This is a genomic window from Actinomadura rubrisoli (genome assembly GCF_004349215.1).
GTDB classification, from domain to species: domain Bacteria; phylum Actinomycetota; class Actinomycetes; order Streptosporangiales; family Streptosporangiaceae; genus Spirillospora; species Spirillospora rubrisoli.
This window is the reverse complement of the sequence record NZ_SMKU01000218.1, coordinates 1-15,642: the sequence shown is the minus strand read 5'-3', so window position 1 is coordinate 15,642 and position 15,642 is coordinate 1. Positions and strand designations below refer to the sequence as shown.

Genomic DNA, 15,642 nt, shown 5'->3' with positions numbered 1-15,642 from the left:
GCCGCCGGGGACGCCGCCGCCGGGGACACGGGCGCCGGGGACACGGGCGCCGCCGCCGAGGGCGGGCCGCTGGTCGAGCTCACCCCGGACGAGCGGGCCCGGCTGCGGCCCGACGCCGAGGACGTCCCCCTACGTCCTGGAGATCGACGCGGCCGCCCCGGCCGGGGACGGCCTGCGCCTGGAGCTGGCCTGGCCCGCGGGCCTGCTCGACCGCGCCGCCGCCGCCCGGCTCGGCGCGGCCTGGCAGGCGGCGCTGGCCGCGCTGGCCCGGCACGGCGCCGACCCCGCCGCGGGCGGCCGCACCCCGTCCGACCTTCCGATGGTCGCGCTGCGGCAGCGGCAGATCGACCGCCTGGAGTCCCTGCTGAGGAGCCGACGCACGTGACCGACGAAACGACCGCATCGGTACTGGAAGACGTCTACCCGCTCTCGCCGCTCCAGCGCGGCCTGCTGTTCCACGCGCTGTACGACGACGCGGACCGCGACGTCTACACCGTCCAGGCGCACCTGGACCTGGAGGGCCCCGCCGACGCCGCCCGGCTGCGGCGCGCGGTGGCGGCGGTGCTGCGCGCGCACCCCAACCTGCGCGCCGGGTTCTGGTACGAGGACCTCGACGAGCCCGTCCAGTTCGTCCCGTCCGAGACCGCCGCGTCCGCCGTCCCGTTCACCGCGGTGGAGGCGCCGGGTGAAGGCGGTCTCGACGCCGTCCTGGAACGCGAGTGGGCGGCGCCGTTCGACGTCACCGATCCGCCGCTGATCCGGTTCGTCCTCGCCACCGCCGCCCCCGGCGCGCACCGGCTCGTGGTCACCTGCCACCATCTGCTGCTGGACGGCTGGTCGCTGCCCATCCTCCTGCGCGAGGTGTTCGCGCACTACGACGGGACGCCCCCGCCGCCGACCCGCCCGTTCCGCGACTACCTGCTGTGGCTCGGCGACCGCGACCACGCCAAGGACGAGCAGGCGTGGCGCGAAGCGCTCCGCGACCTCGCCGGACCCGTCCTCGTCGCTCCGGGGCGCGCGGGCGCGAGCACGGACGGGGACCTGCGCGAGGTGCCCGTCCGCCTCCCGGGCGGCTCCGCTTCGCTGTCGTCCGCCGCCCTGGCGTCCGCCGCCGCGCGGGCGGGCGTCACGCCGAACACGGTCGTGCAGACGGTGTGGGGCCTGACGGTCGGCGCCCTCACCGGCGCCTCCGACGCCGTGTTCGGCGCGACCGTGTCCGGCCGTCCCGCCGACCTCGACGGCGTGGAGGACATGATCGGCCTGTTCGTGAACACCGTGCCGGTCCGGGTGCGGACCGGCGGTGCGGGGGAGAGCTTCGCCGACCTGGCGCGCCGCGTCCAGGACGATCAGGTCCGGCTGCTCGACCACCACCATCTCGGCCTCGCCGACATCCGCAGGGCCGCCGACGTGCCCGGGACCGGCCCGCTGTTCGACACCCTGCTGGCGTTCGAGAACTACCGGGGCGACCCGTCCGCGCTCGCGGCCGGGGACCTCGCCGTCACCGGCCTCGGAGCCCGCGACGCCACGCACTTCCCGCTCACGCTGACCGCGCAGCCCGGCCCGGACACGCTCGCGCTGACCGTCGCGCACCGCACCGGCGCGATCGACGCCGCCCTCGCCGAGAGTGTCGCCGGACGGGTGGCGCACCTGCTGGCCGCCTTCACCGCCGACCCCGATGGTCCCGTGCCGGTGCTGCCCGCGCTGCGCGACGCGGCCGTCCTCACCCCGCCCCCGGCCGCGCCCGGCGAAGGGCTCCTCGCGCCCTACCGCGCCCCCGCGCCCGGCGCCGAGACCGTCCTCGCCGGGCTGTTCGCCGACGTGCTGGCCACACCCGAGATCGGCGCCGACGACGACTTCTTCGCCCTCGGCGGCGACAGCATCGTGTCGATCACCCTGGTCGGACGCGCCCGCGCCGCCGGGCTGCCGATCACCGCCCGCCAGGTGTTCGAGCTGCGCACCGTCGCCGCCCTGGCCACGGCCCTCGCCGCCGGGGACGCCGCCGCCGGGGACACGGGCGCCGGGGACACGGGCGCCGCCGCCGAGGGCGGGCCGCTGGTCGAGCTCACCCCGGACGAGCGGGCCCGGCTGCGGCCCGACGCCGAGGACGTCCTGCCGCTGTCGCCGCTCCAGGCCGGCCTGCTGTTCGAGTCGACCTACGACACCTCCGGCCGCGACCTCTACATCACCCAGCTCGTCGTGGACGTCCGCCACCCCGTCGACGCCGCCGAGCTGCGCGCGGCCGGGGACGCCCTCCTGGCCCGCAACGCCAACCTGCGCGCCGGGTTCGTCCAGGACGGGCTGAGCCGCCCCGTCCAGGTCGTCGCGCCCGCCATGCCGATGCCGTTCCGTGAGGCCGACCTGCGCGGGCAGGGGCCCGAGGCGCTCGACGCGCTCATGGACGCCGACCTCGCCGAGCGCTTCGACCTGGCCGCGCCCCCGCTGATCCGCATGACGGCCGTCCGGCTCGCCGAGGACCGGCAGCGGATCGTCGTCACCCACCACACCCTGCTGTGGGACGGCTGGTCGTCCGGCCTGGTCGTGCAGGAGCTGCTCGGGCTCGTCCGCGACCCGGACGCGGTGCCGCGCGGCGTCCCGTTCCGCCGCTACCTGGAGTGGCTGGACGGCCGGGACACCGCCGAGGGCGCCCGCGCCTGGGCCGCGTCGCTGGACGGCGTCACCGAGCCGACGCTGGTCGCGCCCGGCCACACACTGCGCGGCGGCGCGCTGCCCGGCATGGTCCTCACCCCGGCGGGCGAGCGCCTGTCCGCTGCGCTCGCGGGCCTGGGACGCCGCCGCGGCCTCACCCTCAACACGCTGGTCAGCGGCGCGTGGAGCCTGCTGCTGGCGTCCCTGACGGGCCGCGACGACGTGGTGTTCGGCGCGACGGTCTCGGGCCGCCCGGCCGAGATCCCCGGCATCGAGGACACGATCGGCCTGTTCCTCAACACCGTCCCGGTCCGGGTCCGGCCGCGCCCGGACGAGCCGGCCGCCGCCTTCCTGGCCCGCCTCCAGGCCGAGCAGGCGGCGCTGCTGCCCCATCACCACGTCGGGCTGGCCGACATCCAGCGCGCGGCCGGGATGCCGCAGCTGTTCGACACCCTCCAGGTCGTCCGCAACACCCCGGTCGACATGACCGCCCGCGACCGGCTCGCCGATCACTTCGGCATCGACGAGGTCGACACCCTCGACGCGACCCACTTCCCGCTCTCGTTCACCACCAACACCGGCCGGGAGTTGTCGTTCGAGTGGAAGTACCGCAAGGACGTCTTCGACCGCGCCGAGGTCGAAGCGCTGTCGGAGCGGCTCGTCGGGTTGCTCGAACAGATCGTCGCCGCCCCCGACACCCCGCTGGCGGAGCTGGAGGTCCTCACCGCGGGCGAGCGCACCGACGTCCTCGACCGCTGGAACGCCTCGGAGCGTGAGGTTCCGGTGGTGTCGGTGGCGGATCTGCTGGGGGAGCGGGCGGCGGTTTGTGGTGGTGAGACGGCGTTGGTTTTCGGTGGTGTGGGGGTGTCGTATGGGGAGTTGTCGTCTCGGGTGCGGCGGCTTGCGCGGTTGTTGATGGCGCGGGGTGCTGGGCCTGAGTGTGTGGTGGCGTTGGGGTTGCCGCGTTCTGCGGACATGGTGGCGGCGTTGTTCGCCGTCCTGGAAACGGGCGCGGCGTATCTGCCTCTCGAACTGGACTACCCGGCCGAACGGCTCGCCTTCATGGTGCGGGACGCGCGGCCGATATGCCTGCTGACCACGGCGGAGGCCGCCGAGCGGCTCCCAGAGGCTCCTCAGACGGTCGTGTTGGACGCGCCGGAGACGGTGGCGGAGTTGGCGTCGTTGCCGGACGGCCCGATCCACGATTCCGAGCGGGTGGCGGCGATGGGGCCGGATCACCCGGTGTATGTGATTTACACATCAGGCTCGACAGGGCGTCCGAAGGGGGTGGTGACGCCTTATCGGGGGTTGACGAATATGCAGTTCAACCATCGTGAGGCGATCTTCGATCCGGTGGTGCGGGCGGCGGGCGGCCGGAGGCTGCGGATCGCGCACACGGTGTCGTTCTCCTTCGACATGTCGTGGGAAGAGCTGCTGTGGCTGGTCGAAGGGCACGAGGTCCACGTCCTGGACGAAGAGGTCCGCCGCGACGCGGACGCCTTGACGCGGTACTGCGCCGAGAACCGCATCGACGTCATCAACGTCACGCCCTCCTACGCGCAGGAGCTCATCGACTTCGGGCTCCTGGACGCGGGCCGCCACCGGCCGCCGCTGGTGCTGCTGGGCGGCGAGGCCGTCCCCGAGACCCTGTGGGCCCGGCTGCGCGACACCGGCGGCGTCCTGGGCTACAACCTGTACGGGCCGACCGAGTACACGATCAACACGCTCGGCGGCGGCACCACCGACAGCGCGACCTCCACCGTCGGCCGCCCCATCTGGAACACCAAGGCTTACGTGCTGGACGCGTGGCTGCGCCCCGTGCCTCCGGGCGTCCCCGGCGAGTTGTACATCGCCGGTATCGGCATGGCGCGCGGCTACCTGAACCGCCCTGACCTGACCGCCGAACGGTTCGTGGCGAGCCCCTTCGGGGAACCCGGCGAGCGTCTGTACCGTACCGGCGACCTCGTCCGCTGGCGCCGCGACGGGCTGCTGGACTACCTCGGCCGCACCGACGACCAGATCAAGATCCGCGGCTACCGGGTGGAGCTCGGCGAGATCGAGAACGCCCTCGCCCGCAACCCCGAGGTCGCCCAGGCCGCCGTGGTCGTCCATGACACCGGCGAGACCCGGCGGCTGGTCGGCTACGTCGTCCCGGGCGCCGCCGAGGCCGATGGCGGCGGACGGGACGACACGGCCGACCTTGACCAGGTCGGCGAGTGGAGGGAGGTCTACGACGCCCAGTACGGCCAGGGCCCCGCGGACGCGTTCGGCGCCGACTTCGTCGGCTGGACCAGCAGCTACGACGGCGCGCCGATCCCGGTCGAGGAGATGCGCGAGTGGCGGGACACCACCGTCGACGCCATCCGCTCGCTGGACCCGCGCCGCGTTCTAGAGATCGGCGTCGGCACCGGGCTGCTGATGTCCCGGCTGGCGCCGGACTCCGACGATTACTGGGCGACCGACCTGTCCGCCCCGCTCATCGGCACGCTGCGCGGCCAGGTCGCCGCCGAGCCGTCCCTGGCCGGGAAGGTCACCCTGCGCGCGCAGCCCGCGCACGACTTCACCGGCCTGCCGCGCGGGCATTTCGACGTGATCGTCCTGAACTCCGTCGCGCAGTACTTCCCGAGCGCCGCCTACTTCGAGGACGTGCTGCGCGGCGCCCTGGAGCTGCTGGCGCCCGGCGGCTCCCTGTTCGCCGGGGACCTGCGCAACCTGCGCGGCGCCCGATGCTTCCACACCGCGATCCGGCTCGCCGGGGCCACCGCGTCGGCGGAGGCCCCGGCCCTGCGCGCCGCCGCCGACCGCGCCCTGCTGCTGGAGAAGGAGCTGCTGGTCGACCCGGCGCTGCCCGGGTCGCTGGGCCTTCCCGGCGTCACCGGCGTGGACGTCCGGGTGCGGCGCGGCCGCGCCCGCAACGAGCTGACCCGGCACCGCTTCGACGCGATCCTGCACACCGGCCCGGTCACCGACGTGTCCGAAGTGCCCGCCGTCGCCTGGACGGACGCCGGTGGGCTCGACGGCCTCGCCGAGCTGATCGCCGCCGGAGGGCCGCTGCGCGTGCGCGGCGTCCCGAACGCCCGGATGACCGGCGAGTCCGCCGCCCGCCGTGCCCTCGCCGACGACGTCACGGCCGCCGCCGCGCTGCGCGCCCTGGCCGCGCCCGGCGGAATCGATCCCGAGGACCTGCACGACCTCGGCGACCGGCTCGGCCTGCGGACCGTGGTGACCTGGGGCGACGCGGAGGACACCGTGGACGCGCTGTTCCTGCCGCCCGGCACCGGCCCGCTCGGCGGGGTCCGCCCGGCCGCCGCGCCGCCGTCACCGGCCAGCGTCCCGGCCCGGTCCCGCGCCGCCGGGACGCTGCCCGCGCTGCTCGGCGACCGGCTCCGCGCGTCCCTGCCCGAGCACATGGTCCCCGCCACGATCATGGTGCTGGACCGGCTTCCGCTCACCGGTAACGGCAAGCTGGACCGGCGCGCCCTCCCCGCGCCGGATGCCGGTCCCGCCTCCGCCGGGCGGCCCCCGGCCACGCCGGAGGAGGAGACGCTCTGCCGGATCGCCGCCGAGGTGCTCGGCGTCCCGTCCGTCGGCGCCGACGACGACTTCTTCGCGCTCGGCGGCCACTCGCTGCTGGCGACCCGGCTGATCACCAAGGCGCGCGCCGCGCTCGGCGTCACGCTCGCGATCCGCGACCTGTTCGAGGAGCGGACCCCGGCCGGGCTCGCCGCCCGCGCGGCCGGGGCCGAGCGGGCCGCCGGGCGTCCCGTCCTCGCGCCGCGCCCCCGCCCGGCCCGGATCCCGCTGTCCTACGCGCAGCGGCGGCTGTGGTTCCTGCACCAGGTCGAGGGCCGCAGCGCCGCCTACAACATCCCGCTCGCGCTGCGCGTCCGCGGCGACCTGGACCTGGACGCCCTGCGCGCCGCGCTCGGCGACGTGATGACCCGGCACGAGAGCCTGCGCACCGTCTTCGCCGACGACGACGGCGTCGCCCACCAGCGGATCCTCGCCGACGCCGAGCCCACCCTGGACGTTCTCGACGTCGCCGAGGAAGAGGTCGGAGCGGCGGTGGACGAGGCCGCCCGGTACGCGTTCGCGCTCGACGCCGAGCCGCCGCTGCGCACACGCGTGCTGCGGCTCGGCCCCGGCCACCAGGTCGTGGTGTTCCTGTTCCACCACATCGTGGGCGACGAATGGTCGATCCGCCCGTTCATCGGCGACCTCACGGCCGCCTACCGGGCCCGGCTCGACGGACGCGAACCGCGCTGGGAGCCGCTGCCCGTCCAGTACGCCGACTACGCGCTCTGGCAGCGCGAGGTGCTCGGCGACCCCGCCGACCCGGCCAGCGTCCTCGCCCGCCAGGCCCGGTTCTGGACGGGCGCCCTCGCCGGGCTGCCCGAGGAGCTGGCTCTGCCGACCGACCGGCCCAGGCCCGCCGTCGCCAGCTACCGGGGCGGCACCGTCGAGCGGGTGCTGCCCGCCGGGCTCGTCCAGCGGATCCGGGACCTGGCCGCCGGGTCCGGCGCCACCACGTTCATGGTGATGCAGGCCGCCCTGTCCGCGCTGCTGCACCGGCTGGGCGCGGGCGACGACATCCCGCTCGGCAGCCCGGCGGCGGGCCGCGACGACGAGGCGCTTCAGGACCTCGTCGGGTTCTTCGTCAACACGCTCGTCCTGCGCGCCGACGTGTCCGGCGACCCGGCCTTCGCCGAGCTGCTCGACCGGGTGCGGTCCTTCGACCTGGCCGCCTTCGCGCACCAGGACATGCCGTTCGAGCGGCTCGTGGAGGTGGTGAACCCGCCGCGCTCCCTGGCCCGGCATCCGCTGTTCCAGGTGATGCTCGGCTACCAGAACCTGTCCGGCGGCAACGACAGCCTGTTCGGCCTCGACACCCGGCCCGAGCCGTTCGGCACCGCCGCCGCCAAGTTCGACCTCGACCTCAACGTGATCGAGTACTCCGGCGCGACGGGCATGGAGCTCGTCCTGGAGTACGCCGCGGACCTGTTCGACGCCTCCACCGCCGAATTGCTGCTCGCGCGCCTCGAAGCGCTGCTCGCCCAGGTCACCGCCGACCCGGGCCGTCCGGTGAGCGACATCGACCTGCTGACCGGCGACGAGGCCGCCCTGATCGAACGCTGGAACGCCTCGGAGCGTGAGGTTCCGGTGGTGTCGGTGGCGGATCTGCTGGGGGAGCGGGCGGCGGTTTGTGGTGGTGAGACGGCGCTGGTCTTTGACGGTGTGGGGGTGTCGTATGGGGAGTTGTCGTCTCGGGTGCGGCGGCTTGCGCGGTTGTTGATGGCGCGGGGTGCGGGGCCTGAATCCGTGGTGGCGTTGGGGTTGCCGCGTTCGGCGGACATGGTGGCGGCGTTGTTCGCCGTGCTGGAGACCGGCGCGGCGTATCTGCCGCTGGAGCTGGACTATCCGGCCGAACGGCTCGCCTTCATGATGGACGACGCCGCGCCCCGCTGCCTGCTCACCACCCGCGCCCTCCAGGAGACCTTGCCCGGGGCTCCTCAGACGGTCGTGCTGGACGCGCCGGAGACGGTGGCGGAGTTGGCGTCGTTGCCGGACGGTCCGATCCGCGATTCCGAGCGAGTGGCGGCGGTGGGGTTGGATCATCCGGCGTATGTGATTTATACGTCGGGTTCGACGGGGCGTCCGAAGGGGGTGGTGACGCCCTACCGAGGGTTGACGAATATGCAGTTCAACCATCGTGAGGCGATCTTCGATCCGGTGGTGCGGGCGGCGGGCGGCCGGAGGTTGCGGATCGCGCACACGGTGTCGTTCTCCTTCGACATGTCGTGGGAAGAGCTGCTGTGGCTGGTCGAAGGGCACGAGGTCCACGTCCTGGACGAAGAGGTCCGCCGCGACCCCGACGCGCTCACCCGGTACTGCCGCGACCATCGGATCGACGTCGTCAACGTGACCCCGTCCTACGCCGGGGAGCTGATCGACCGGGGGCTTCTCGACGAGCCCCGGCCGCCGCTGGTGCTGCTGGGCGGCGAGGCCGTCCCCGAGGCCCTGTGGGCGAGGCTGCGCGACACCGGCGGGGTGCTGGGCTACAACCTGTACGGGCCGACCGAGTACACGATCAACACCCTGGGCGGCGGCACCACCGACAGCGCGACCTCCACCGTCGGCCGCCCCATCTGGAACACCAGGGCGCACGTGCTGGACGAGCGCCTGCGGCAGGTCCCGATCGGGGTTCCCGGCGAGTTGTACATCGCGGGCGTCGGCATGGCGCGCGGCTATCTGAACCGTCCTGACCTGACCGCCGAGCGGTTCGTGGCGAGCCCCTTCGGGGAACCCGGCGAGCGCCTGTACCGCACCGGCGACCTCGTCCGCTGGCGCCGCGACGGGCTGCTGGACTACCTCGGCCGCACCGACGACCAGATCAAGATCAACGGGTACCGGGTCGAGCTCGGCGAGATCGAGACCGCGCTGCACGCGCTGCCCGGGATCGCCCAGGCGGCGGTCGTCGCCGATGAGCATGGCGGGCTCAAACGCCTGGTCGCCCACCTCGTGCCCGCCGCCGGGGCCGAACTCGACCCGGCGGCCGTGCGGGCCGCGCTCGCCGTCCGGCTGCCCCGGCACATGGTGCCCGGCGCGTTCGGCGTCCTCGACCGGCTGCCGCTGACCGTCAACGGCAAGCTCGACCGGCGCGCGCTGCCCGCGCCCGAGCCGGCGGCGGCGTCCCGTCCGCCGCGCACCCCGCTGGAGCGGTCGCTGTGCGCGGTCTTCGCGGAGGTCCTCGGCGCGGCCGAGGTCGGCGTGGACGACGACTTCTTCGCGCTCGGCGGCCACTCGCTGCTGGCGATGCGGCTGGTCGGCAGGCTGCGCACCGTCCTCGGCGTGCGGCTGCCGGTCGGCGCCGTGCTGTCCGCGCCGACCGTCGCCGCGCTCGCCGCCGCCGTCGCGGACGCGCCCGCCGACCCCGGCACCGGCACCGGGCCGTTCGACCCGGTCCTGCGCCTGCGCCCCGGGCCCGGGCGCCCGCTGTTCTGCCTGCCCGCCACGACCGGGCTGAGCTGGAACTACGCCGGGCTCGCCGAGCACCTGCCGGACGGCGTCGCGCTGTACGGGCTCCAAGCGCCGCGCCTGAGCGGCGCCGACGTCCCCGCGTCCTCGATCGCGGACCTCGGCCGCCACTACGCCGCCCGCATTCAGGCCGTCCAGCCCGAGGGGCCGTGCCACCTGCTCGGCTGGTCCTACGGCGGCCAGCTCGCCCACGCCGCCGCCACCGCGCTCCAGGCCGCCGGGCGGGAGGTCGGGCTGCTGGCGCTGCTGGACGCCTACCCGCGGGACGAGACCGACCCGGCGGAGGTCACCGAGGTAGAGGCCGCCGCGTTCCTGCTCCGCCTCGCCGGTCACCCAGGCGCCGCCGCGCCGACCCTCGACGCGGCCGTCCGCGCCATCGCCGCCGGGGACGGGCCGATGGCCACGTTCGACGAGGCGGCCCTGCGCCGGGTCGCCGCCACCGTGCACGAGGCGGTCACCGTGCCGCTCGACTTCGCCGTGTTCGACGGCGACGCCGTCTGCTTCACCGCGACCGCCGACGCCACCTTCTCCCCGTCCCTGTGGCGCCCCCACCTGACCGGGAAGGTGCGCGAGCACCCGGTCGCCTGCGCCCACGACGACATGCTCGGTCCCGGCCCGCTCGCCGCGATCGGGGCCGTCGTCGCCGAAGTCCTCGGAGCCGCCCGATGAGCGCCGGGCTGCTGCGCTCCTGCGTCCGCGCCCAGTGGCCCCGGGTCGCCGCCGCGACGGCGGGCGGGCTGCTCCGGCAGGCCGCCCTGCTGACGGTGCCGTGGTGCGTGCAGCACGCCCTCGACGACGGCGTGGTGAAGGGCGACTCCGGGGCGACGCTGCGGTGGGCGCTGGCGGCGCTGGCGCTGGCGGTCGTCCAGTTCGCGGCCCTGGCCACCTGGCAGTGGCAGGCCCGGATGGCCGAGGCGGGCACCGGCGCGGCCCTCCGGGACCGGCTCACCGCACGCCTGGCGACCCTGGACCGGCGCGCCCTGGCCGGCTACGGGCACGGCGACCTGGCGATGCGCGCGACCCGCGACGTCGACCAGGTCCGCATGTGGGTGTACGGGCTGCCGGTGTGGGGCGTCATCGCCGTCACCTTCGCGATCGTGCTTCCGGCGGTCGCGGCCCTGGACCCCGTCCTGCTCGCCGTCACCGTGCTCATGGTGCCGCTGCTCGCCGCCGTCAACCTGGCCTTCCCCAAGCCCTACGAGCGCGCCGGGGACCGGGTGGCGCAGGCGCACGCCGCGCGCGCGGACGCCGTGGAGGACCTGCTGTCGGCGGGCGCCGCCGTCCGCGGCATCGGCGGCGCCCCCGCCCTGCTGGACCGCCACCACGCGCGCAGCGCCGAGGTCGAAGAGCTCACCGGCGCCCTCGCCCGGATCCAGTCGGCGTGGGCGGCGCTCGGGCCCGCGGTGCCGCGGCTGGCCATCGCCGCCGGGGTCGGGTTCGGCGGCTTCGCCGCCCTGGACGGCCGGATCACCGTCGGCGGGCTCGTCGCGTTCACCGTGTGGATGGGCACCTTCACCCTCGCGGTGACCGTGCTGGTCGACCGGCTCGTCGACCGGGGCAACGCCGTGGTCGCCGCCCGCCGGATCGAGGAGATCCTCGCGCTGCGCGCCACCGTCACCGAGCCCGACGAGCCCGAGCCCGTCCCGGCGCGCGGCGCGCTGACCGCCGATGGCGTCGTCGTCCGGCACGGCGGCCGCGATGTCCTCGGCCCGCTCGACCTGACCGTCGCGCCCGGCGAGTTCGTCGCCGTGACCGGTCCCACCGGGTCGGGCAAGTCGTCGCTGCTGCGGCTGCTCGGCCGGCTGGACGACCCGGACGCGGGCGCCGTCCGCTGGGGCGGCACCGACGTCCGCCGCCTCGGCCTGGACGAGCTGCGGACGGCCGTCGCCCTGGTGCCGCAGCGGCCCGTCCTGCTGTCCGGCTCGGTCGCCGACAACCTGCGGCTCGGCCGCGACCTCGGCCAGGCCGACCTGGAGCGCGCCTGCCGCGACGCCTGCGTGCACGACGAGGTCATGGCGCTGCCGGACGGGTACGGCACCGTCCTCGGCGAGGGGGGATCCACCCTGTCCGGCGGGCAGGTGCAGCGCCTCGCGCTGGCCCGCGCCTTCCTGCTGCCCGCCTCGGTGCTGCTGCTCGACGACGTCACCTCGGCGCTCGACACCGGCACCGAGGAGCGCGTCCTGGCCGCCCTCGCCGCGCGCGGGCCCGGCACTTCCGTCGTGTTCGTCACCCACCGGGACGCCGTCCGCGCCGCCGCCGACCGGATCGTGGAGATCGGCGCGGAGATCGGCGCGGAGGCCGGTGCGGACGTCCCGGCCCGGCAGGGAGGAGACCGCCGTGGCTGAGACCGCGATGCTCGCCGAGCGGGCGCCCGAGGCCCGCGTCTTCCGGCGGACGCTGCCCTACCTGCGCCCGCACCGCGCCATGCTGGCCGGGGCCCTGCTGGTCGTCCTCGGCTGCGCGGCGGCCGTCGCCGCGACGCCGCCGCTGATCGGCCGCGCCGCCGACGCGATCGTCGACCGCGACCGGGGCGCGCTCGCGGCCGCCGTCGCCGCGCTCGCCGTCGTGGCCGTCGCCCAGATCGCGCTGGCGCGGTGGAGCGAACTGCTGCTCATGCGGGCCGGGGAACGCGTCGTCCGCGACCTGCGGGACCGGTCCGTGGAGCGCCTCACCCACGCGCCGCTGCGCTTCCTGGAGGCCCACCGCACCGGGGACCTGCTGCGCCGCACCACCAGCGAGTCCGCCGAGCTCGCACAGTTCGTCCGGCGGGACCTGCCCAACCTCGTGGTCATCACCGCGACGCTGCTGCTCACCACGGCCACCCTCGTCGTGTACTCCTGGCTGCTGACGCTGGTCGTCGCGGTCGTGTTCGTCCCGCCCGCCCTGCTGGCGCTGCGCGGCTTCCGGCGCGGGGCGGAGGAGGCGTTCGGCGGCCAGGCAGCCGCCGAGGCCACCGTCGCCGCGACGCTCAGCGAGACCCTCACCGCCCGGGAGCTGCTGCGGACGGGCGGGGCGCTGCCCGGCTGGCTGGCCCGGGCCCGGGGCGAGAACCGCGCCGTGGTCGCCGCCGCGCGCAGGACCGCGCGGGTCGAGGTCAACATCGAGCTGGTCAGCCTGATCGAAGGGGCGGCGACCGCCGTGCTCCTCGGGCTCGGCGCGTGGCTCGCGGCCGAGGGGCGCCTGAGCGTCGGTGCGGTCGTGGTGTTCGTGCTGGCCAGCCGCGCCCTGTTCGAGGGCCTCGGCGACGGCTCCCAGCTCATCGGCGAGCTGCAGCTCGCCCGCACCGGCCTCGCCCGCCTGGTCGACCTGCTGGAGTCGCCCGGCGGCCGGCCCATCACCGGCTCGTCCGGCGGCGACGGGCTCCCCGCCCGCGGCGAGCTGACCGTGGAGGGCGCCGCGTACGCCTACCTGGACGGCACCCCCGTCCTGGACGGCGTGGACCTGCGCTTCCCGCCCGGCGACCGGGTCGCGATCGTCGGCCCGACCGGCTCCGGCAAGACCACCCTGGGCAAGATCCTCGCGGGCCTGTACCCGCCCGACCAGGGCCGGGTCGCCTACTGCGGCACCGACCTGCGGGAGCTGTCCGGCACGGCGCTCAGCCGGCTCGTCGCGCTGGTCCCGCAGGAGGTCCACATCCTCACCGGCACCGTCGCCGACAACCTCGCGCTGGTGCCCGGCGGGCCCGGCCGCGCGGAGATCGCCGCCGCCGTCGAGCGGCTCGGCCTGCGCACCTGGATCGAGGGCCTGCCGGACGGCCTGGACACCCCGGTCGGGATGCGCGGCGAGCGGCTGTCGGCGGGGGAGCGGCAGCTCATCGGGCTCGCCCGCGCCGGCCTCATCGATCCCGCGGTCCTCGTCCTGGACGAGGCCACCGCCGACATCGACCCCGTCACCGCCGGATGGGCCGAACGGGCGCTCGGCGAGCTGTGCGCCGAACGCACCCTCATCGTCATCGCGCACCGCCCGGCGACCGTCGGCCTGCTCGCGCGGACCGTCCGCGTCACCGGCGGGACGGTCGCCGAGGAGGCCGCGACGGCACCGACAGCATCCATGGAAAGGCCCTGACATGTCCCTCACCGACCGCCGTGTCCGCATCGTCGAGCACCCGCTCACCCCGCGCCTGACCCAGGTGCGGCGGGTCGAGCGGCTCACCCCGGCGATGGTCCGGGTGACCCTCGGCGGCCCCGCCCTGGACGGCTTCCGGGAGATGGCCCCCGCCGACCACGTGAAGCTCTACTTCGCGCAGGGCGACGACCCGGTCCCGGTCGCGCCGATCATCCGCGACGACCGCTGGGAGGACCCGCCCCCCGGGGCCCCCGACCCGGTCCTGCGCGACTACACCGTCCGCTACCACCGGCCCGGCCTGCGGGAGCTTGACATCGACATGGTGCTGCACGGCGACGGGCCCGGCTCCTCGTTCGCGGCCCGTGCCAGGCCCGGCGACCTGGTCGGCGTCCTCGGCCCGCGCGGCTCGGAGATCGTCCCCCTGGTGTTCGACTGGTACCTGCTCGGCTGCGACGAGACCGGCCTGCCCGCCCTCGGCCGCTGGCTGGAGGCCCTCCCGGCGGGTGCCCGCGCGTTCGCCTACTGCGAGGTCGCGGGCGCCGAGGAGCGGCAGGCGCTCGGATCCGACGCCGACGCCGAGGTCACCTGGCTCCACCGCGACGGCGCCGCGCCCGGGCGCAGCGACGTCCTCGCACGGGCCGTGCGCGCGTTCGCCCCGCCCGGCGGCGACGGGTACGCCTGGTTCGGGGGCGAGGCCACCGCCCTCAAGCCGGTCCGCCGCCATCTGCGGAACGAGCTGGGGATGCCTAAGGAGCGCGTCGACGTCGACGGGTACTGGAAGGTCGGGGTCGCCGACCACGATCACCACGACCGCGACGACCACGACGGCGGACTCGGCTGATGCCGGGCCGATCCCGCGCGACCGGGGTGGCCGTCCTGATCCTGCTGCTGGCCGGGGTGACCGTCCTCAGCTTCGCCGTGGGCGCGAAATCCATCGCGCCCGGCCAGGTCTGGCACGTCCTGCTGCACCGGGACGGCTCCGATGACGCCATCGTGGTCTGGGACCGGCGCCTACCCCGCACGCTGCTCGGCCTCGCCGGGGGCGCCGCCCTGGGCCTCGCCGGCGCGCTCATGCAGGCGCTCAGCCGCAACCCGCTCGCCGACCCCGGGCTGCTCGGCGTCAACGCCGGCGCGGCCGCCGCCGTCGTCGCGGCCGGGACCGTGCTGCCCGCCGCCGGGCTCGGCACCACGATCTGGTTCGCCTTCGCCGGCGCCGCCCTCGCCACCGCGATCGTCTACGCGCTGGGACGGGGCGGCGGCGCCCGCCGGGCCACCCCCGTCCGGCTGGTGCTGGCCGGGATGGCGACCTCGGCGGTGCTGGCCTCCTTCACCGCCGCGCTCACCCTGGTCGACGACGACTCGGCCGACCGGCTGCGGTTCTGGATGGTGGGGTCGCTGGCGGCGGCGCAGGGCGGGGAGGTCGTCCGCGTCGTCCCGTTCATCGCCGTGGCCGCCGCCGTCGGCGTCGCGCTCAGCTCGCAGCTCAACGCGCTCGCCCTCGGCGACGAGGCCGGACGGGCGCTCGGCGTCGACCCCGGCCGGCTCCGGATCGCCGCGCTCGCCGTCGTGACCGTCCTGTGCGGGGCGGCGACCGCGGCGATCGGGCCGATCACCTTCGTCGGGCTGATGGTGCCGCACGCCGTCCGCCTCGTCACCGGCCCCGACCAGCGGTGGGTCCTGCCGTTCTCGATGCTGCTGGCCCCGGTGGTGCTGCTCGGCTCCGACATCGTCGGGCGCGTCGCGGCCCGTCCCGGCGAGCTGGAGGCCGGTGTCGTGACGGCGTTCCTCGGCGCGCCCCTGTTCATCCTGCTCGTGCGCGGCCGGAAGGTGGCCGACCTGTGAGCGCCGACCTGTGAGCGCGCCCCCAGCGACGCGGCTCCCCGCCGCGCCCCGCTC

General features: G+C 75.7%; 6 protein-coding genes. All 6 read left to right on the top strand.

What is annotated here, in order from left to right:
* The coding region (locus tag E1298_RS48545) for a hypothetical protein (protein WP_165975759.1) at positions 1–385 on the top strand (385 nt) is incomplete at its 5' end.
* A complete protein-coding gene (locus tag E1298_RS31225) occupies positions 382–10,350 on the top strand; it encodes a non-ribosomal peptide synthetase (protein ID WP_165975758.1) in 9,969 nt (3,322 codons plus the stop codon). The genes E1298_RS48545 and E1298_RS31225, both read left to right, overlap by 4 nt.
* Positions 10,347–12,026 carry an ABC transporter ATP-binding protein gene (locus E1298_RS31220; protein WP_131899631.1) on the top strand — a complete coding sequence of 560 codons (1,680 nt, stop codon included), beginning with the start codon at positions 10,347–10,349 and terminating at the stop codon, positions 12,024–12,026. Before E1298_RS31225 ends, E1298_RS31220 begins: the two co-directional genes overlap by 4 nt.
* Positions 12,019–13,746 carry an ABC transporter ATP-binding protein gene (locus E1298_RS31215; RefSeq protein WP_165975757.1) on the top strand — a complete coding sequence of 576 codons (1,728 nt, stop codon included), beginning with the start codon at positions 12,019–12,021 and terminating at the stop codon, positions 13,744–13,746. The genes E1298_RS31220 and E1298_RS31215 overlap by 8 nt, the downstream gene beginning before the upstream one ends.
* Before the next feature lies 1 nt (position 13,747).
* Positions 13,748–14,587: a siderophore-interacting protein gene (locus E1298_RS31210; RefSeq protein WP_131899629.1), complete on the top strand. Its 840-nt coding sequence runs from the start codon at positions 13,748–13,750 to the stop codon at positions 14,585–14,587.
* Positions 14,587–15,588, top strand: a complete 1,002-nt coding sequence (locus E1298_RS31205) for a FecCD family ABC transporter permease (protein ID WP_131899627.1) — start codon at positions 14,587–14,589, stop codon at positions 15,586–15,588. Before E1298_RS31210 ends, E1298_RS31205 begins: the two co-directional genes overlap by 1 nt.
* Positions 15,589–15,642 lie beyond the last annotated feature (54 nt).

What these genes read in the sequence shown, in the direction of transcription:
- E1298_RS31210 (WP_131899629.1), top strand. Translation starts at nt 13,748, where the DNA reads ATGTCCCTCACCGACCGCCGTGTCCGCATCGTCGAGCACCCGCTCACC.
- E1298_RS31205 (WP_131899627.1), top strand. Translation starts at nt 14,587, where the DNA reads ATGCCGGGCCGATCCCGCGCGACCGGGGTGGCCGTCCTGATCCTGCTG.
- E1298_RS31220 (WP_131899631.1), top strand. Translation starts at nt 10,347, where the DNA reads ATGAGCGCCGGGCTGCTGCGCTCCTGCGTCCGCGCCCAGTGGCCCCGG.